14 protein-coding genes and 2 pseudogenes are annotated in these 17027 nt (G+C 71.1%); 7 read left to right on the top strand and 9 right to left on the bottom strand.

Annotated elements, in window-relative coordinates:
• Positions 1-284: 284 nt before the first annotated feature.
• On the top strand, positions 285-1103 hold the full coding sequence (locus ACFJIT_RS14570) for a GAF domain-containing protein (RefSeq protein ID WP_379654026.1): 819 nt from the start codon (positions 285-287) through the stop codon (positions 1101-1103).
• 108 nt (positions 1104-1211) lie between these two features.
• Here the strand turns inward: ACFJIT_RS14570 and ACFJIT_RS14565 are convergent, their stop codons facing one another.
• Both ACFJIT_RS14565 and ACFJIT_RS14560 read right to left on the bottom strand, forming a co-directional pair.
• Positions 1212-1433, bottom strand: coding sequence for a hypothetical protein (locus ACFJIT_RS14565; protein ID WP_130523854.1), 222 nt, complete (start codon positions 1431-1433; stop codon positions 1212-1214).
• Positions 1434-1523: 90 nt separating this feature from the next.
• Positions 1524-2150 carry a YiiX/YebB-like N1pC/P60 family cysteine hydrolase gene (locus ACFJIT_RS14560; RefSeq protein WP_379654025.1) on the bottom strand — a complete coding sequence of 209 codons (627 nt, stop codon included), beginning with the start codon at positions 2148-2150 and terminating at the stop codon, positions 1524-1526.
• 177 nt (positions 2151-2327) lie between these two features.
• Here ACFJIT_RS14560 and ACFJIT_RS14555 point away from each other — a divergent pair, with 177 nt between their 5' ends.
• Positions 2328-2783, top strand: coding sequence for a PA2169 family four-helix-bundle protein (locus tag ACFJIT_RS14555; RefSeq protein ID WP_379654024.1), 456 nt, complete (start codon positions 2328-2330; stop codon positions 2781-2783).
• 120 nt (positions 2784-2903) lie between these two features.
• Here the strand turns inward: ACFJIT_RS14555 and ACFJIT_RS14550 are convergent.
• The 5 genes and pseudogenes from ACFJIT_RS14550 to ACFJIT_RS14530 form a co-directional block, all read right to left on the bottom strand.
• Positions 2904-3368, bottom strand: a pseudogene (locus ACFJIT_RS14550) (GGDEF domain-containing protein).
• Between the two features lie 969 nt (positions 3369-4337).
• Positions 4338-4988: a hypothetical protein gene (locus tag ACFJIT_RS14545; RefSeq protein WP_379654023.1), complete on the bottom strand. Its 651-nt coding sequence runs from the start codon at positions 4986-4988 to the stop codon at positions 4338-4340.
• Between the two features lie 148 nt (positions 4989-5136).
• Positions 5137-6051, bottom strand: coding sequence for an outer membrane beta-barrel protein (locus ACFJIT_RS14540; RefSeq protein WP_379654022.1), 915 nt, complete (start codon positions 6049-6051; stop codon positions 5137-5139).
• A 415-nt stretch (positions 6052-6466) separates the two neighbouring features.
• Entirely contained in the window at positions 6467-7309 is an 843-nt protein-coding gene (locus ACFJIT_RS14535; protein ID WP_379654021.1) for a class I SAM-dependent methyltransferase, read from the bottom strand.
• 55 nt (positions 7310-7364) lie between these two features.
• Positions 7365-8141, bottom strand: a complete 777-nt coding sequence (locus tag ACFJIT_RS14530) for an NAD(P)H-dependent oxidoreductase (RefSeq protein ID WP_379654020.1) — start codon at positions 8139-8141, stop codon at positions 7365-7367.
• An 85-nt stretch (positions 8142-8226) separates the two neighbouring features.
• On the opposite strand from ACFJIT_RS14530, the gene ACFJIT_RS14525 reads away from it, so the two are divergent.
• The 3 genes from ACFJIT_RS14525 (at position 8227) to ACFJIT_RS14515 (ending at position 12744) form a co-directional block, all read left to right on the top strand.
• On the top strand, positions 8227-9129 hold the full coding sequence (locus tag ACFJIT_RS14525; RefSeq protein WP_379654019.1) for a LysR family transcriptional regulator: 903 nt from the start codon (positions 8227-8229) through the stop codon (positions 9127-9129).
• 478 nt (positions 9130-9607) lie between these two features.
• The gene (locus tag ACFJIT_RS14520) at positions 9608-11821 is read left to right on the top strand and encodes a M1 family metallopeptidase (RefSeq protein WP_379654018.1); all 2214 of its coding nucleotides are present in this window, start codon (positions 9608-9610) and stop codon (positions 11819-11821) included.
• An 8-nt stretch (positions 11822-11829) separates the two neighbouring features.
• Entirely contained in the window at positions 11830-12744 is a 915-nt protein-coding gene (locus tag ACFJIT_RS14515; protein WP_379654017.1) for a hypothetical protein, read from the top strand.
• An 88-nt stretch (positions 12745-12832) separates the two neighbouring features.
• Here the strand turns inward: ACFJIT_RS14515 and ACFJIT_RS14510 are convergent, their stop codons facing one another.
• Positions 12833-13000, bottom strand: coding sequence for an oxidoreductase-like domain-containing protein (locus ACFJIT_RS14510; RefSeq protein ID WP_130536023.1), 168 nt, complete (start codon positions 12998-13000; stop codon positions 12833-12835).
• A gap of 232 nt (positions 13001-13232) precedes the next feature.
• Between ACFJIT_RS14510 and ACFJIT_RS14505 the strand changes: the two genes are divergently transcribed.
• Complete coding sequence (locus tag ACFJIT_RS14505) at positions 13233-14708, top strand: SulP family inorganic anion transporter (RefSeq protein WP_379654016.1); 1476 nt, start codon at positions 13233-13235, stop codon at positions 14706-14708.
• 40 nt (positions 14709-14748) lie between these two features.
• Here ACFJIT_RS14505 and ACFJIT_RS14500 read toward each other — a convergent pair whose 3' ends face one another.
• On the bottom strand, positions 14749-15279 hold the full coding sequence (locus ACFJIT_RS14500) for a M48 family metallopeptidase (RefSeq protein WP_130514985.1): 531 nt from the start codon (positions 15277-15279) through the stop codon (positions 14749-14751).
• 30 nt (positions 15280-15309) lie between these two features.
• On the opposite strand from ACFJIT_RS14500, the pseudogene treA reads away from it, so the two are divergent.
• Positions 15310-16990: pseudogene (gene treA / locus ACFJIT_RS14495) on the top strand (alpha,alpha-trehalase TreA).
• Positions 16991-17027 lie beyond the last annotated feature (37 nt).

Here is a 17027-nt window from a genome sequence, read left to right as displayed (position 1 = left end):
AAACATGCCATACGGGGAGGCAGCGATCGGTACGGACACGTGGCCTTCACTCGCCAAACTACGCGTCGGCGCGCGGGCTGGATGCGACCGTTCGGCGGCTTGTGCAGCGCGCCTCACTGCAGGCACCGGCTCGGGGTTCGGAAGCGCAGGCTGGGGAGGTGTCCGGGGGCTGGAAGTGCCGGCCCAGGCCGGTGGTCGATCCGATCGCATCGTCGGTCCAGGAATCGACGCAATTGGCGCGCCGCCCCGTTAAGCTAGGGCCTGTCCAACCGAAGAAGCCGCCGATGCCGCATACCCCGCCGATGCCGCATCTGCCGCTGATCGTAGGCTTCGAGGTGCCTGGCGCCGCCGCGGCGGCGCACGACGACGTGCTGGTGGCGCTGCTGGACGCCGCGCCGGGCGCCGACTGGCTGACCCAGCTGTCCAAAGACGCGGCCGATTTCAAGCTTCGGCACGGGCTCAAGGATGTGCGCTGCGTGGGCCGGCATCTGTGCCTGGTCGGGCCCAACCAGATCGTGCGCAGCGTGGTCTCGGCCGTGCGCGGCTTCGTCGATCATCTGACCATCCAGGTGCTGGCGGCGCGGATCCAGCGCGAGCGGGGCAAGCCGGCCCAGGCGGGCCAGGCGCGGGAATGGATCGATGCGCAGGTGGCCGAGCAGGTCGAGGGGGTGCCGCAGATGCTGCGCGCCATCCACGACCTCACCGGCATGCGCTTCACCGCGCTGTCCCAGGTCGATCAGACCCACTGGAACGCGCTGGCCTTCTACGACCAGCTGGATTTCGGCATGGCGCCGGGGCAGAAGCTGGAGCTGGAAGTCACCATCTGCGGGGATGCGCTCAAGTCGCGCGAGGTCATCGTCTTCGGCGCGGCGGCCGATCATCCGGTGTATGCCTGCAGCCCGCTGCCGGCGCTGTATGGCTTCAAGAGCTACATCTCGGTGCCGATCCTGCTGGAGGACGACACCGTCTTCGGTACGGTGTGCGCGCTGGACGCCGAGGCACGCACCGTCACCCCGGACATGATCCAGCTGATCCGCGCCTACGCGCGCAGGATCGCCAGTCAGGTGGAGCCATCCGCTGGTGAGCCGCTCCAGGCTGTTTGAAAGCGACGCAGCAAAACGCCGAAGCGCCAGCCCGTTGTAGCAGGGCGTGACGCTTCGGCGCGGAGGTGTCGCGATGCCGGGGCCGTTCGAGCCCCGGCCTTGAGGTGTCTAGCTTTCGCCGAAGCCGCGGCTGGATTGCGCGGCCGGCGTGGCCGGTTCCGGCTCCCAGCTGGCGGTGGCCGCGCCGATCAGCGGATCGCCGTGCGGCGGGGTGACATCGCCACGATCGTAGGCGGGGGCGGCCGCGGCATCGCGCGCCTGGCGGTCCTTCCACAGCTTGTAGGCGATGGCGCCGGCGGTGCCGAGGGCGACGAGGCGGAACAGTCCCATGTGCTTCTCCCGAGGATGGATGGATGCGCCGACCTTGGCACCGGCCGGGTCATCGACAGGTGACGGTGCGCTGTCACCGCGGCAAGCTGTTCAGGGCAACAGCACACCGATGCGCGCCAGCGCCGGCGAGGCGGACATGTCGTTGGGATTGGTTCCCGGCGCGTCCTGCGGCACGGCCATGCCCTTGCCGCGGTAGAAGTCGACCCAATACTGTGAAATCTGCCCGGTCTGCGGATTCTTGAAGTTCATCGGCTGCAGCGCGAAGACGTGGTGCGCGCGGAATGCGCGTTCGATGAAGTCCGAGCAGTAGTAGCTGTCCTCGTTCTGCACGTAGGTGAAGTTGTAGGGTTTGCCCAGCAGCGTGCGCGCCTGGGCGATGGCATCGGGAATCGCAGCGCGCTGCTCGCGCTTGAGTCGGTAGACGACGACCTGCCGCTGCTTGGCCCGCGCCTGGTCGAGGAACTCCTCCAGCGGCTGCGCGCGCGAGCCTTCCTCGTCGGCATGCAGCACCACCTGGGTGCGGCCGTCGTGTGCGACCAGGCCCACGTGGTCGTAGCTCGGCTGGCCCTGCTTGGCGGTGGCGTCGTCGATGGCGCCGCTCAGCCCGGTCCTGGCGGCGGTCACGAACAGCAGGTCGCCGTCCTTGGCCCGCACGCCGGCCTGCGCCGATAGCGCGAAGGTCAGGGTCAGTGCCAACAGCAACAGGAAGACACGCATCTGGGAGACCGCTGAGAAAGGGGCGCTCATTATCACCGCCCGGGCCTGCGCGGTTGCGTGGCGTTCATCGCGCGGGGCAGTCGTTTGCGCCGCGTCACGACGCGCGCAACAAGCGCTCACGGCCCGCTTCGGGCGCGTCGGCAGACTGGCCCTCCCTTTGAATGTCAGGAGACACCCATGTCCGTCGAGAAGCACACCGCCCACGCCGTCAACGACCTGATCGAGATCGCTCGCGACGGCGAGAGCTTCTATCGCGATGCCGCCGAGAAGGTGAAGGACGCCGAGCTGTCCGGTCTGTTCAGCCGCATCGCCGGCACCAAGGCCGACATCGTCAACCGCCTGACCAGCGTGGTGGCCGCCTCCGGCGAGAAGCCGGCCGAGCACGGCACCCTGGTCGGCAGCATGCAGGAGCTGTACGGCAAGGTCCGCGCCGCCTTCGGCGATACCCAGTATGGCTATGTGGCCGAGCTGGAAGAGTCCGAAGACCGCCTGCTGAAGGCGTTCAAGGACGCGGCCAACGACGCCGACCTGTCGGTCGCCGCCAAGCAGGAGATCGTCCAGCTGCTGCCCAAGGTGCAGGAGACCCACGCGGTCATGCGCGATCGCAAGCACGCGATGAAGCAGGCCAGCTGATCCAGCGCCGCGTGCCGGTCTCGCTTCATGAGACCGGCACGCGGCAGGCTGCACACGTTCCATGTTCCTTCGGCCGGTTCTCACCCCGGCCTTTTTTTTGCCTGTCGCCCGTAACGCGCGCTACCAGGCGGCGCGGTTGCCGCCCTGATGCTTGGCGCGGTACTGCGCCTGGTCCACGCGCTGCATCAGCGTCGCGGGCGTGTCGTGCTCGGCGGCCAGCGCCATGCCCAGCGAAGCGGTGACGCGCGGCGTCGTCTCCAGCGTCAGTGCGGCAAGCGCCACGCACAGCTGATCGGCGAAGTCCTGCAGCGCCGTGGAATCCAGCGACGGCAGGACGATCACGAACTCATCGCCGCCCCAGCGTGCAGCACAGGCATCGCGCGGGGCGCGCGCCTGGCAGCAGTCCGCCACCGCCTACAGCACCGCGTCGCCGGCCGCGTGGCCCAGGCTGTCGTTGATGGTCTTGAAGTTGTCCAGGTCGAACATCAGCAGCGCCACCGGCGCATGCCGCGCCAGCAGGTCCTGCAGCACGAGCTCGCAGAAGCGCCGGTTGTAGAGCTGGGTCAGCGCATCGCGGTTGACCATCGCCTCCATGCGCGTGCGTTCGTCCACCAGGTGGCGGATCCTGCCGGCCAGCCCTCGGTGCACCGGCAGCAGCACCATGATCATCACGAAGCACGGCCCGTAGGTCATGACCAGGTCGGCGCCGCGTGCACTGTGCAGTTCCTGCGGATGGGTGAACAGGTAGCCGAGCACGGGCCCGGCCACCAGCAGCCAGCACAGCACCAGCGTGGGAATCGCCTCGGCGCGGCGGCAGGAAGATCACCGTCGTCGCCAGCAGTGCCAGCAGCAGCGCACTGACCGGCGGGTAGGCCTCGATCAGCCGCAGTCCCGGGTGGGTGGCGGCCTGCCAGGTGTAGAACCAGGCAGGCGCGGACAGCGCCAGCAGCGAGACCAGCACGGCCAGGCGCATGGTCGTGGCCAGGTGCTGCGGCCTGCGCTTGAGTGCGACGAACAGGCCGGCGAAGGCCAGGGAGACCAGCGGCGGCACGACGACGTCCATGGGCGCCTTGATCGGCCGCAGCCAGTTCACCAGCGTGGTGGCGCCGGCGGTGAACGAGGTCAGGGCCAGCGTGACGAGGCCCGCGCGCCGGATGAAATGTTCGCGGGACAGCGTCGAGGGCATCGCGCGGCGGCCTGTTCTGCAGAGCCGGAATGTTAGCCCGGGGCCGGCGGGGCGGGTGCGGGGCGAGCGGGCGGACCGCCGGGTATTGGGTCCCGAGGTTCGCAAGCGTGCCGTCGCCGCGGTCGGCCGCGCGGGTGGGGCTGAATCAGCGGGGTGCGGTGCAGGGAGTTCGGCGTGCGCGTAAGTGGGCTGGTGCACGCTCAGCCGTGCAAGAGATGGTCGCGAGAGGCCGCCAGCTTCGCGGCGCCGTCAGGAGCCCGGTAAGGCGGAGCGAGCGGCCGCAGCAGTCGCCGGACGCTTTCGCCGCAGTGTTTGGAGGAGGGCGCTGGCCGCCTGCCCTGCGATGCCGGGCATCGCGGAGCGGCCGGTCACTGGTAGCGGAGGTAGTGGCCGCTCAGCGCCAGGTACTGGCCCATGTCCACGCCGCCGGTGGCGATGGTGACGCGCGGTCCGGCGACGGCCATGTCGTAGTCGCGCGTCGGCAGGCGCGCCGCGCTCGCGGTGCGGGGCGCGGTGTCGAGCCGTGTGTGCCGGACCGGCGGCGGGGCGACGATCTTGGGCGCGGCGGCCGCGATGACGACCGGTGGCGCCGGCGCGACGCTCGGCGCGGCTGGGATGAGCGGCGCCTGATCGTAGGACGGCACGGACACGGCGGCGCTGCGGCCGGCGTGGACCACGCGCGGGGACGTCGGTGCCGGCGTGGGTTGAACGGGGGGCGCGTCTTCCGCGAGCACCGTGCAGGTGGACGCGGGGGGCGCGGGTTGGGCTACGGTCGGCGCGGTCTCGAGCGTGGTCGCGGCAGTCGGCTCGGCGGGGGCCGTCGCCACGGCCAGGGCGTGCGGCACGCCGAGCCCGGCCGTCGCCGTCGCCGCCACCGGCGCGGTCGGCAGCAGGCGCGCGTGCGCGTCGCGGCGGGCCTTCAGCCAGGCGTCGAAGGCGGGCGAAACGGTCTGGGCACCGGCCGGCGCGGCAAGGCCGACGAGCAGGCAGGCCAGCAGCGCTGCTGTGGATGTCTTCATGGCGGGCTCCCCCCCGGACTGCAGGCTCGCACAGTGGCCGTGCGCCGGAAGGCTGTCAAGGCGAGCGCGTCCGCCGCGCGCGCGGCGCTTGAGCGGAATGCGTCTGCTGCCGGGGCGGGGTCTTTCCCCGCCAGCGGAGTGCGGAGGCTTAGAAACGCACCTCTAGCCCCAGGTTGAGCGCGTCCGCGTAGTTGGGGTCGTACTCGTCGTAGTCGTAGCTGTTGGAGTAGACGTAACCGGTGTAGTTCAGGCTCAGGCTGGTGTGGCGGTTGAGATCCACGCCGATGCCGAAACCGGCATAGGCACCATAGACGTGTTCGTGCGAGCTGTCGTATTTGATGTACGAGCTACCGTCTGGGCGATAGTAGCGGCCGCGCGTGTCGTACTGCGTCGTGTTGCCGTACCAGTAACCAAGGCGTGCAAGCGCGAACCAGGGGCTCCGACGCCCGAAGTTGAAGCGTGCGATGGCGCCCAGGCTGTAGAAATCGGAAGCGCCGTATTTATCGTCCTGCCGCTTCGTTTCCTGCAATTTGCCCGCCGCGGCCTCGATGCCGATCAAAGACACCGAACCGGCACGCCAGCGATAGCCGGCGGTGAGGCGGTACATGGTCTGGTCCACGTCCTCATACACCCAGCCCTTGCCCGCCTGCACGCCGACGAAGGCGCCACTGGCATTGCGGGGCTGCTCACGCGGCTTGCGCTGCACCGGCGGCGGCGGCGGCGGGGCTGGCGCAGGCACTGCCGCGTAGGTCGCAGGGGCGGAGGCGACGGCCACGGGCGCATCGGCGCGCGGGGCCATCGGCGGGACCGGTGCGGTCGGCGGCGGCGGCGCGGGAGTCGCCGGCGCGGGGCGCGCACTGGCATAGGCAGGGGCCTGGCTGGCCAGGTCCTCGGTCAGCGGGCGCTGCTCGGGCGAGGCAGGCGGTGTGGCCGGGCCCGGCTGGGCCGGCGCGCGACGCGACTTGAGCCAGGCGTCGAAGGCCGGCGACACGGTCTGGGCCTGCGCCTGCGAGGCCAGGCCGGCCAGCAGGCACGCCAGCAACAGCGCGGGAGACTTGTTCATGGCATTCCCTTCTCTTTGGTCTCGTCCTGGATGTGCGTCCCCGCGGCGGCGTGCCACTAACGACTTGCCGGCACGTCTTCGACAGACGCGCCCTGCAGGCCAGGAGGCACGCGGTTCCCCTTGCCAGCCCCGGCGCCCGCGCGACACCGTAGCCCCGCCGCATCGGCTTGCGCCGCACGGCTCTTGCAGTTCCCCTGGCTGCAGCTTCGCACAGTGGCGTCACACCCGGAGGCTGTCAAGACGAGCATGAACAGGCGGGTGCCTGGGCGGCCCTGCCGCCAGCCACTGCGGCGCGGTCAGCCACCTGCGGGCGCCTTTGCCGGCAAGGGCGCTTGTGCAGCGAGACGGAAAACCGAAGGCGCGCTCGGTCCAGGCCAGCCCTGCCACGCGGCCGGCGCGACCGCAGGTGTGCGGCCTAGCGCCGCACCGCCAACACACCATCCAGCGCCAGCTGCGCCTGGAAGCCGGCCTTCTCCAGGCGCCGGGCCACTTCCCGCGGCACGTCGCGGCCGCTGGTCAGCTTGTTGGGGCTGCCGGTGTAGTGGAACAGCCGGCCGCCGCGCCTGAGCACGCGCGCCAGCTGGTCGTAGAAGGTCTGCGCGTACAGCTCGCCGGCGATGCCGAAGCGGGGCGGGTCGTGCAGCGCCGCGTCGAAGGCCGCATCGGGCAGCGCGGCGATCTCGCGCGAGACATCGCCCAGCTGCAATTGCAGGCGGCCTCCGGCTTCGGCCGAATCCGGGTCCGGCGACCACGGGTTGAGCGTGCGCAGCCACAGCACGCTGTCGTTCTTCTCGAACGAGACGATGCGCGCCACGCCGTCGGCCAGGCAGCACGCGGCGAAGTAGCCCAGCCCGCCGCAGGTGTCCAGCACCGTCTTGCCGCGCGGGGCGACCAGGGCCACCTTGCGGCGCGCGTCGTCCAGCGGCGAGGCCTTGGACGTCGGCAGCATCTTGATGCCATCGATCTCGAAGGTCGGCACGTCCCACGGCGTGGGCACCAGCTTGATCAGCGCGCCGGCGAAGCGCGACACCGGGACGAAGTCCTCGCCGTCGAAGTAATACAGCGTGCGATCGCGCGTTTTGCCCGGATACGGATAGCGCACGCCGCGCCACTCCCAGTGGGACGCGCCGAGGCGCGCGGTGCCGGTGGAGCGGCCCAGGTCGAGCGAGCCCTGCCATTCGGACAGGCCGGCATCGCGCGCGGCGATCAAGGCCGTGGCGGTGGTCTGGGTGAGCAGCGGTGCGGTGGAATGGGGCACGTCATGGCGCGACAGCGGGAGCGGGCCGGCATCGTACCCGACAGGCGGCGAGGGCTCAGGCCGGGTCGGCGTCCAGGTGCACGGTCAATCCGCTGCGTCCGGGCGTGAGGTGATCGGCCAGCACGTGGCGGTCCGGGTAGTCGCCGCCGTTCTGCGGGCGAAAGGGAAGGGGCGCGTCATCGAACAGGCGCTCGACTCTGGTTTGCCAGGCCGCCGTCGCTTCGGCCACGCGGATCGCATCGAGCCGGCCGGTGTCGTAGACCGCGAAGCTGGGAAGCACCTGCATGCCCGGGAAGAACAGGGTCCCGTGCGTGATCGGGAACAGCAGCTCCTCGAGCGGCCCGTTGATGCCGCGCGGCCCGTAGTCCGCTTCCGGCCCGCCGACGCAGACGCCCAGCAGCGCGCGCTTGCCCGCCAGTCCCCCTTCGCCATAGCGATACGCGTTGCCGGCGCCGCGATAGCCGTAGGCGAGGCCGAAGGCCCAGACCCGTTCGATCCAGCCTTTCATGATGGCCGGCATGCCGAACCACCACAGCGGGAAGACCAGGATCAGCGCATCGGCCGCCATGAGCTTGCGCTGCTCGACCTCGACATCCGGCGACTGGCGCCCGTTGGCGAAGGCGTGGCCTGATTCCTGGACGAAGGACAGGCGCGCCGCGTCCAGGCGATCCGGAAAGTCGTCCGCATCGAACACCGCCTTCCAGCCCATGGCGTAGAGATCCGACTGCTGCACGGTGTGGCCCTGGGCCAGGAGCGTGGCCGCTGCGGTGTCGGCCAGGTGCCGGGTCAGGGAAGTCGGTTCGGGGTGGGCGTGGACGATCAGCACGTTCATGGCGGTGGGCACGGCAAGCGAGAAGCTCACCGTAGGCCCGGCCCCGCTATAGTGGAAATGAATCCTGCCAATGCCAGCTATAGCCATGCATGATCTGCGGCGCCTGGACCTCAACCTGCTGGTCACGCTGGATGCGCTGCTGGCCGAGCACAACGTCACCCGCGCCGCGCACCGCCTGCACCTGTCGCAGCCTTCGGTCAGCGTGCAGCTGGCGCGGCTGCGCGAACTGCTCGGCGATCCACTGCTGCTGCCCGGTCCGCGCGGCATGCGCCCGACCGCGCGCGCCGACGCCCTGCGTGAGCCGCTGCGGGCCGCGCTGGAGGCGTTGGGCCAGGCGGTGGCGCCGCCGGCGCCGTTCGACCCGGCCACCGCGACGCGCACCTGGCAGCTGGCCGCGAGCGACTACGCCGCTTCGACCATCGTGCTGCCGACGCTGGCGGGCCTGCGCACCGCCGCGCCCGGCACGCGACTGGCGGTGCGTGGGCTGGTGCCCCAGCAGATCGTGCAGCAGGCCGAGGCGGGGCAGATCGATCTGGCGTTCCACACCGTCGAGGGCGCGCCGGAGGGCATGCGTCAGCGCATCCTGTTCGACGAGCGCTATGTGCTGGTCGGCCGCGCCGGCCATCCGGGCCTGAAGCGGCGGCCGACGCTGGCGCAGTTCTGCAGGCTGGATCAGGTGATCGTCTCGCCCGACGGCGGCGGCTTCCACGGGCCGACCGACGCGGCGCTGGCGGCGCTGGGCCTGAAGCGCCACGTGGCCTTGTCGGTGCCGCATTTCCTGTTCGTGATGTCCGCGCTGGTGCGCACCGACCTGGTGGCGATGCTGCCCGAGCGGCTGGTGCGCGGACATCCAGCCCTGCGCGTGGTGCCCGCGCCGCTGGCCGTGCCCGGCTACCGGATGGCGATGCTGTGGCACGAACGCGTGCACCGCGACCCGGCTCATCAATGGCTGCGCGCACAGGTCGTGGCGGCGGTCGTAAAGCCTTAGCGCGGGCCGTGTGCCGTTGAGCGAAGACGCCCAGCGAAGCCTCACCGTTCTCTCAGTCGTCGGCAGCAACGCCCCTCCCCTTTCGCGAAGCGAAGGGGGAGGCCGGGAGGGGGTGCTTTTGCCTTTGCTTTTGCTCTCGCTCTTGCCTCCCCGCGAAGAGCACCCCTCCCCCTCAGTCGCTAGCCGCGACTTCGAGCTCCCCTTGGCCTTCGGCCAAAGGGAGGGGGCGAAGAGCTGCCAGTCGCACTCCCCCTAGCCCCTCACCGTGCCCTTGGTCTGCGTCCACTCGTCGGTGACCTTGCCGTCCGCGTCGAGGAACTGCAGGCGCGGCCTACCCAGGGACTGATGACAGTCCCCGGGCGCCTCCGTAGCCGGCCCGTGAGCGCTCGCGAACCTCCGCCGGGTTGCCAGGATCGGGCCAAGCCTTACCATCGTGTCATCGAACCGGCCCGCCTTGAGGCCGGCTGGGGACGTGGGGATGCACAAGCGCGGATGGGCCAGCGGGGTCGGACTGGCGCTGGCAGGGTGTGCGGCCTGGGCGCTGGCCCAGGCCATGCCGACGCCCACGGCCGTCGCGCCGCAGCCGGTCGCGGTCGCCGCCGATGGCATCGGCCTGGCCGGGGCCGACGCCGGCGCGGTCAGCACCCCCAGTGCGCCCGATGCCTGGGGCGGACCGCGCACCGGCCGCGAACCGACCCTGTCCGACCGCGTGGTCGACTACCGCATCAAGGTGCGGCTGGACGCGATCACCCACACCCTCGACGGCCAGGAGCGGCTGACCTGGCGCAACCGCAGCGCGGTGCCGGTCCGTGCGGTCTATCTGCATCTGTATCTCAACGCCTTCCGCAACACCGGCAGCACCTTCTTCCACGAGAAGAACGACCTGGGCCTGAGCTTTCGCAGCGATGTGCCGGTGCGCAAGGATGGCTGGGGCTGGATCGACATGACCAGCGTGCGCCAGGGCGGGGCGGCGGTGCGGCAGACCTTCGTCCAGCCCGATGGCGGGCCGGCCACCGACATGACCGTGGTCCGCCTGGACCTGCCCCAGGCGGTGGCGCCGGGGCAGAGCACGACGCTGGACATCGACTTCGCCGCGCAGCTGCCGCGGGTGATCGCACGCACGGGCTGGTTCGGCAGCTTCCATCTGGTGGGGCAGTGGTTCCCCAAGATCGCGGTGCTGGAGCTGCCCGGCGAACGCGGCGCCACCGCGCCGCGCTGGAACGCGCACGAGTTCCATCTGGACAGCGAGTTCTACGCCGACTTCGGCAGCTACGACGTCACCCTGGACGTGCCCTCGGACTATCGCGTGGGCGCCACGGGCGTGCTGCAGGGCGCGCCGGAGACCTTCCACCAGCGCACGCGCTACCGCTACGTGCAGGACGATGTGCACGACTTCGCCTGGACCGCCGACAAGCGCTTCGCCACGCCGCTGCGCGGCATCTGGACCGGGCCGGGCAGCCCGAAGGTGGCGGTGCAGGTGCTGTATGCGCCCGAATACGTGGCCAGCGCCGGGCCGGCGCTCAAGGCCACGCAGGACGCGCTGACGTATTTCTCGCGCACGCTGGGGCCTTATCCGTATCGCTCGGTGACGGTGGTGATCCCGCCGTACAACGCCGACGAGGCCGGGGGTATGGAGTATCCGACCTTCTTCACCGCCGAGGGTTACGCCAAGGTGCCGCCGGGCTCGTCCACCGCCGCGTCGCTGGACTTCGTCAGCATCCATGAGTTCGGCCACGGGTATTTCTACGGGATCCTGGCCTCCAACGAGTTCGAGGAGCCCATGCTGGACGAGGGACTCAACGAGTTCTGGGACCAGCGCATGCTGCGCGACGGCCACCGCCGCTACGACCTGCTGCCGCCGTGGTTGAACCGGCTGGGTGTGCACCTGCCGGTGACCGATCCGTTCGAGTTCGAGCGCCTGGGCGCGCAGGTGGACGACCCGAGCGATCCCACCGGCGCCAGTTCCTGGAACCGGCTGGACACCAGCGGCTATGTCTCGGTGTACTCGCGCACCGCCACGCTGATGCGCGACCTGGAGGCGGAACTGGGCCGGCCGGCGCTGGAGCGGGCGTTCAAGGACTACTACGCCACCTGGAAGTTCCGCCATCCCTCCATCGCCGACCTGCGTGAGTCGCTGGCCGTCTCCACCGGCAGGCGCGCCCTGATCGAGCGTGCGTTCGCCCAGCAGGTCTACGCGGTGAACAAGCTCGACGACAGTCTGGCCGATTTCACCAGCGAGCCGGTCGCACCGCTGGCCGGGCGCGTGGTCGAGGGCGGCAAGGCGGTCACGCGTGGCGAGGAGGAGACCGACGCGCTGGCCGATGCGCGCACGGCCGCCTGGCACAAGGCGCATCCGGATGCGGCGTCCGAGGCCGGGCCATTCGCCTGGCGCACCACGGTGAGCGTGCGCCGGCGCGGGGCGGCGGTGCCGCAGACGCTGGTGGTGACCTTCGCCGATGGCAGCACGCGCCGCTTCGACTGGGACGATGCGCTGCCCTGGAAGCGCTGGAGCTTCGTCGACCCGCGGCGTGCGGTTTCGGCGCAGTTGGATCCGCAGCAGCGCCACTTCCTGGACGCGGGCAAGCTCGACGACGGCCGGCGCATCGACGGCGACCACGCCGCGGCGCGGCGCTGGAGCGCCGATGTCCTGGCCTTGCTGCAGGCGCTGCAGGCCGCGCTGGTGAACCTGTGAGGGGCGCGATGACCGATTTCCATGGGCTCTCGGTGCTGGCGCGCGGTGCGATCCGCGCGCTGCACTGGCGCGCGCTGCTGCTGTGGTGGGCCAGCCTGTCGCTGGTCGCCCTGGTCGCGGCGCTGCCGCTGTATGCGCTGCTGGATGCGCAGCTCAGCCACGCCATCGACGCGCCGCGCTATGCGCACGCGCTGAGCCTGCTGGTGCTGGGCGAGGTGGTCGGTGGCGCGGCCAAGGACCGCGGGACGGTCTGGGGCGTGCTGGCCGCGCTGTGGGGCACGGCGCTGCTGTGGCCGTGGCTGACCGGGGTGATGGTGGCGGCGGTGCGGCTGGGCCGCGGTGTGCGGCTGTTCGCGCTGGCCGCCGAGGGCATGCGCGAATACGGCCGCCAGCTGCGCCTGATGCTGTGGTCGCTGCTGCCGCTGGCGCCGTTCGTGGCCGCCGGCGTGTGGCTGGTGCACGTGGCGCGCGAGCGCCGGTTCGACGCCGTGCTCGAGTCCACCGTCCACTGGACCGAGCGCGGCGCGCTGCTGGCCGCGGTGCTGCTGTGCCTGGTGCCGTACCTGCTGACCGAGCTGACCCGCGCGCGCATCGCCGCGCGCGACGACAGCCGCTCGGTGGTGGTGCACTGGTGGCGCGCGCTGAAGCTGTACCTGCGCCGGCCGCTGGCGACCTGGGCGTTGAGCCTGGCGATCCTGGTGCTGGGCGCGCTGCTGATCGCCGCGCTGGGCTGGCTGCGGATCGCCGCCTCCGGTGCCGGCTGGGGCGCCTGGTGGCTGGCGCTGGGCGTGACCCAGCTCATCACCCTGGCCGGCGGCTGGCTGCGCCTGGCGCGTTTGCAGGTGCTGGCGCAGCTGGTCGACGACGACGCGACGCGGCGGGCGATCGAGGCCGAGGCCTGGCGTTACGACGAAGCGGCCTGATCGGCATGCCACGCTCGCGCGCGGCGACGCTGCGGTCGTCGCGCAGCTGATCGCGCGGCGGTAGAGCCAGCGAGGCGCCTGGTCTCGATCAGCTGTCGGCTTCGGGATGGCGCGCGCGCCAGGCGGCGAGCAGGTCGCGGTAGCGCGTCATCTCCTCGGCGTGCAGGTCGTACACGCAAGGGTCGCAGCCGCTGTCGCAGCAGTCGCTGGGCAGCGGCGGTTCGGGCGGAACAGGGCGGGGATCGTCTTCAGGCATGCGCCGATTATCCCGCACCTGCTGTGCCGGGGCGGCGATCAGGCACCTGTGCCTCCGGCGCGGCCACGATGCAGTGGGGCCGCTCGCAAGGCGCGCGCGATCCGGCGCTCCGCGTGCGGTCTGCGGGACGCGCGATCGTGCGCCGGCTATGCGCGCTTGGCACAATGGGGCGCCCCGTCCCCTGTCCGACCGCGCTGAATCCGCGCGCGGCGCGACCGTTTCCAGGTTCTTCATGTCGCTGCTCTCCTTTGAACTGGCGCAATGGCGCCGCAGGCCCATGCGCGAGCTGCTCGCCGGCGCGGTCGCCACCTTCGCGCTGATCCCCGAAGTGATCGCGTTCTCCTTCGTCGCCGGGGTCGATCCGCAGGTGGGGCTGTACGCCTCGTTCGTGATCTCCATCGTGATCGCCTTCGCCGGCGGGCGCCCGGCGATGATCTCGGCGGCGGCCGGCTCGGTGGCGCTGGTCGCCGCGCCGCTGGTGGCCGCTCACGGCCTGCCCTACCTGCTGGCGGCCGGCGTGCTGGCCGGGCTGATCCAGGTCGTCTTCGGCCTGCTGCGCCTGGGCGTGATGCTGCGCTTCGTCAGCTCCTCGGTGCGCACGGGCTTCGTCAACGCATTGGCGATCCTGATCTTCAGCGCGCAGCTGCCTCAGCTGGCCGGCGCCGGCGTGGCCACCTGGGCGATGCTGGCGCTGGGCCTGGCGATCATCTACGGCCTGCCGCGGCTGTCGCTGCCGGGGCTGCAGGCGATTCCCTCGCCGTTGATCTGCATCGTGGCGCTGACCGTGCTGGCCGCGGGGCTGGGGCTGCCGCTTAAGACCGTGGCCGACCTGGGCCAGCTGCCCACCCGCCTGCCGTCCTGGCATGGCATCGGCGTGCCGCTGGATCTGCACACGCTGCGCATCGTCGCCGGTCCGGCGCTGGCCATCGCCATGGTCGGTCTGCTCGAGTCCATGCTGACCGCGCGCGTCGTCGATGAGCTTACCGACACGCCCAGCAGCAAGAGCCGCGAATGCGCGGGGCTGGGCCTGGCCAACATCGGCGCCAGCCTGTTCGGCGGCATCGCCGGCTGCGGCATGATCGGCCAGACCGTGGGCAACGTGCGCTACGGCGGGCGTGGCCGGCTCTCCACGTTGTTCGCCGGCGTGTTCCTGCTGGTGCTGATGGTGCTGCTGAAGGATTGGGTCTCGCGGGTGCCGGTGGTGGCGCTGGTGGCGATCATGGTGATGGTCTCGGCCTCGACCTTCGACTGGGGCTCGCTGCGCACGCTGTCCATCCATCCCCGGCTGTCCAGCGGGGTGATGGTGGCGGTGGTGGTGGCCACCCTGGCCTCGCACGATCTGTCCATAGGCGTGGGCGTGGGCGTGCTGCTGAGCGCGCTGTTCTTCGCGTGGAAGACCTCCAGCGCGCTGCAGGTGCGCCATGCCGAGCAGCGCGGCCGCGACGGTGCGCCGGAACATCGCTACATCGTGCAGGGGCCGGTGTTCTTCGCTTCGGCCGATGCGTTCGTCGAGGCCTTCGATCCGCGTCAGGCGGAAGGGCAGGCGGTGGTGATCGACGTGCAGCGTGCGCGCTTCTGGGACATCACCGCGCTGGCCGCGCTGGACAAGGTGCGTGCGCGCTTCGAGCACCACGGCTGCAGCGTTCAGGTCCTTGGACTGCGGGACCGCCCGCTGCTGGCCGACGGCATCGAGGACGTGGCGGGGTAGGGTGCGGCCCAGGCCCGGACCGGATCGCCAGGGAGACGGATCAGGCCTGGCCCAGCTCCAGCTGCGTCAGGTACAGGCGCAGGTCGAACTCCAGCTGGTGGTAGTCGGCGCTCATGTGGGTGCACAGCTGGTAGAAGGCCTTGTTGTGGTCGGCTTCCTTCAGATGCGCCAGTTCGTGGGCGACGATCATCTCCAGGAACGGCGCCGGCGCGTCGCGGAACACGGTGGCGATGCGGATCTCGCGGCTGGCCTTGAGCCGGCCGCCCTGCACGCGCGAGACCTGGGTGTGCGTGCCCAGCGCATGCTTGACTACCTGCAGCTTGGGGTCGTAGACGACCTTGTGCAGCGGCGTGCTCTGGCGCAGGTAGCGCTCCTTCATCGCCTGGGTGTAGTCGTAGAGCTGGCGGTCGGTGCGCACGGCGTGGGCGGTGTCATAGCGGCGAGCCAGCACCTCGCCCAGCTTGCCGGCGTCGATCAGGGCGCGGACCTGTTGCTGCAGGGGCTCGGGATAGCCGGCGAGGTACTTGAGCGGCGTCATGGCGCACACGATACCGCCGCGGCGCGCGGCCATGCGGCAGCGCGGCGTGACCGCCACGCGGGGCTGCGGTCCGATTGGCTATCTTCGTCGTCTTCTTCCTCGAACCCAGGAGCCGCGCATGGCGCCGCGCCACCGTGTCACCGCCTGCCTGCTGACCGCCGCCATCGCCTTGGGGCTCGCCGCCTGTGCCACGCCATCGGCGCAGGTGGCGCAGGCCCCCACCACGGCCAGGACAGCCGCGCCGGCCACGCCGGACCAGCTGTATCCGCAGCTGTTCGAGGCGGTGCAGATGGGCCGGGTGTTCGAGGACCAGAAGCACTTCGTGGACATGACCGTGCGCGGGGAGCCGGCGCGGGTCGAGGCCGAGTACCTGGCCGCGCGCGGTCAGCCGGGCTTCGATCTGAAGGCCTTCGTCGCCGCGCACTTCGACGAGGATCCGCCGCTGCAGGTACCGAAGCTGGCCCAGGACACCGATCTGCGCGGCCATATCGACGCGCTGTGGCCGGTGCTCACGCGCAGCTTCCGCCAGGTGCCGCCGTACAGCAGCGCGCTGGCGCTGCCGGAGCCGACGGTGGTGCCGGGCGGGCGCTTTCGCGAGGTGTACTACTGGGATTCGTACTTCACCATGCTGGGGCTGTTCGAGAGCGGCCGCGGCGCGCTGGCGCGGCAGATGCTGGACAACTTCGCCTACCAGGTCGACACCTACGGGCATATTCCCAACGGTACGCGCAGCTACTACCTCAGCCGCTCGCAGCCGCCGTTCTTCGCCTTCATGGTCAGCGAGGCGGCCGCGCAGCAGGGCGATGAGGTCCGGCGCCGCTACCTGCCGCAGCTGCAGGCCGAGTACGCCTACTGGATGCGCGGCAGCGAGGCGCTCAAGCCCGGCCAGGCCTCGGCGCGGGTGGTGCGCCTGGCCGACGGCAGCCTGCTCAACCGCTACTGGGACGACCGCGACATCCCGCGCCAGGAGGCCTGGGCGCACGATGTGGCCACCGCCGCGCAGGTGCGCGACGCGCGGCCGGCCGGCGAGGTCTATCGCGACCTGCGCGCGGCGGCCGAATCAGGCTGGGACTTCTCCAGCCGCTGGTTCGACGATCCGCGGCAGCTGGGCAGCATCCACACCACGCAGATCGTGCCGGTGGATCTCAACAGCCTGATGTACCACCTGGAGGCCACGCTGGCCGCGGCCTGTGCCCAGCAGCACGGCGCCTGCCGCATCGACTACGCCACGCGCGCCGCGCAGCGCCAGGCCGCCATCGAGCGGCATCTGTGGAACCCGGCCGGCTACTACGCCGACTACGACCTGCGCACGCGCGCCCCGCGCGACCGGGTGACCGCGGCGATGCTGTTCCCCCTGTTCGCCGGGCTGGCCTCGCCCGAGCACGCCCAGCGCACCGCGGCCATCGTGCAGGCGCAGCTGGTCGGCCCGGGCGGGCTGGTGACCACGCCGGTGCGCAGCGGCCAGCAGTGGGACGCGCCCAACGGCTGGGCGCCGCTGCAGTGGGTGGCGGTGGACGGCCTGCGCCGCTACGGCCAGGACGCGCTGGCCGAGCGCATCGGGCGCGCGTTCCTGGCGCGGGTGTCCGGCGTGTTCGACGCCGAGCACAAGCTCACCGAGAAGTACGACGTGCTGGTCACCGGCCAGCGCGCCGGCGGCGGCGAGTATCCCAACCAGGACGGCTTCGGCTGGACCAACGGGGTGACCCTGCGCCTGCTGGACCTGTACCCGCCGTCGGCGCGCTGACAGCCCCGCCACGCGTCTGCGCTTATGATCGGGCGCC

The organism is Pseudoxanthomonas sp. UC19_8, from assembly GCF_042700505.1.
GTDB lineage: Bacteria > Pseudomonadota > Gammaproteobacteria > Xanthomonadales > Xanthomonadaceae > Pseudoxanthomonas_A > Pseudoxanthomonas_A winnipegensis.
Note: the sequence above shows the minus strand (reverse complement) of the source record. Positions and strands in the feature narration are given on the sequence as shown.

Bases quoted from the DNA above. Each gene is read 5' to 3' on its own strand.
- ACFJIT_RS14565 (WP_130523854.1), bottom strand. From the start codon at position 1,433: ATGGGACTGTTCCGCCTCGTCGCCCTCGGCACCGCCGGCGCCATCGCC.
- ACFJIT_RS14570 (WP_379654026.1), top strand. From the start codon at position 285: ATGCCGCATACCCCGCCGATGCCGCATCTGCCGCTGATCGTAGGCTTC.
- ACFJIT_RS14540 (WP_379654022.1), bottom strand. From the start codon at position 6,051: ATGAACAAGTCTCCCGCGCTGTTGCTGGCGTGCCTGCTGGCCGGCCTG.
- ACFJIT_RS14530 (WP_379654020.1), bottom strand. From the start codon at position 8,141: ATGAACGTGCTGATCGTCCACGCCCACCCCGAACCGACTTCCCTGACC.
- ACFJIT_RS14520 (WP_379654018.1), top strand. From the start codon at position 9,608: ATGCACAAGCGCGGATGGGCCAGCGGGGTCGGACTGGCGCTGGCAGGG.
- ACFJIT_RS14560 (WP_379654025.1), bottom strand. From the start codon at position 2,150: ATGCGTGTCTTCCTGTTGCTGTTGGCACTGACCCTGACCTTCGCGCTA.
- ACFJIT_RS14515 (WP_379654017.1), top strand. From the start codon at position 11,830: ATGACCGATTTCCATGGGCTCTCGGTGCTGGCGCGCGGTGCGATCCGC.
- ACFJIT_RS14510 (WP_130536023.1), bottom strand. From the start codon at position 13,000: ATGCCTGAAGACGATCCCCGCCCTGTTCCGCCCGAACCGCCGCTGCCC.
- ACFJIT_RS14525 (WP_379654019.1), top strand. From the start codon at position 8,227: ATGCATGATCTGCGGCGCCTGGACCTCAACCTGCTGGTCACGCTGGAT.
- ACFJIT_RS14545 (WP_379654023.1), bottom strand. From the start codon at position 4,988: ATGAAGACATCCACAGCAGCGCTGCTGGCCTGCCTGCTCGTCGGCCTT.
- ACFJIT_RS14505 (WP_379654016.1), top strand. From the start codon at position 13,233: ATGTCGCTGCTCTCCTTTGAACTGGCGCAATGGCGCCGCAGGCCCATG.
- ACFJIT_RS14500 (WP_130514985.1), bottom strand. From the start codon at position 15,279: ATGGCCGCGCGCCGCGGCGGTATCGTGTGCGCCATGACGCCGCTCAAG.
- ACFJIT_RS14555 (WP_379654024.1), top strand. From the start codon at position 2,328: ATGTCCGTCGAGAAGCACACCGCCCACGCCGTCAACGACCTGATCGAG.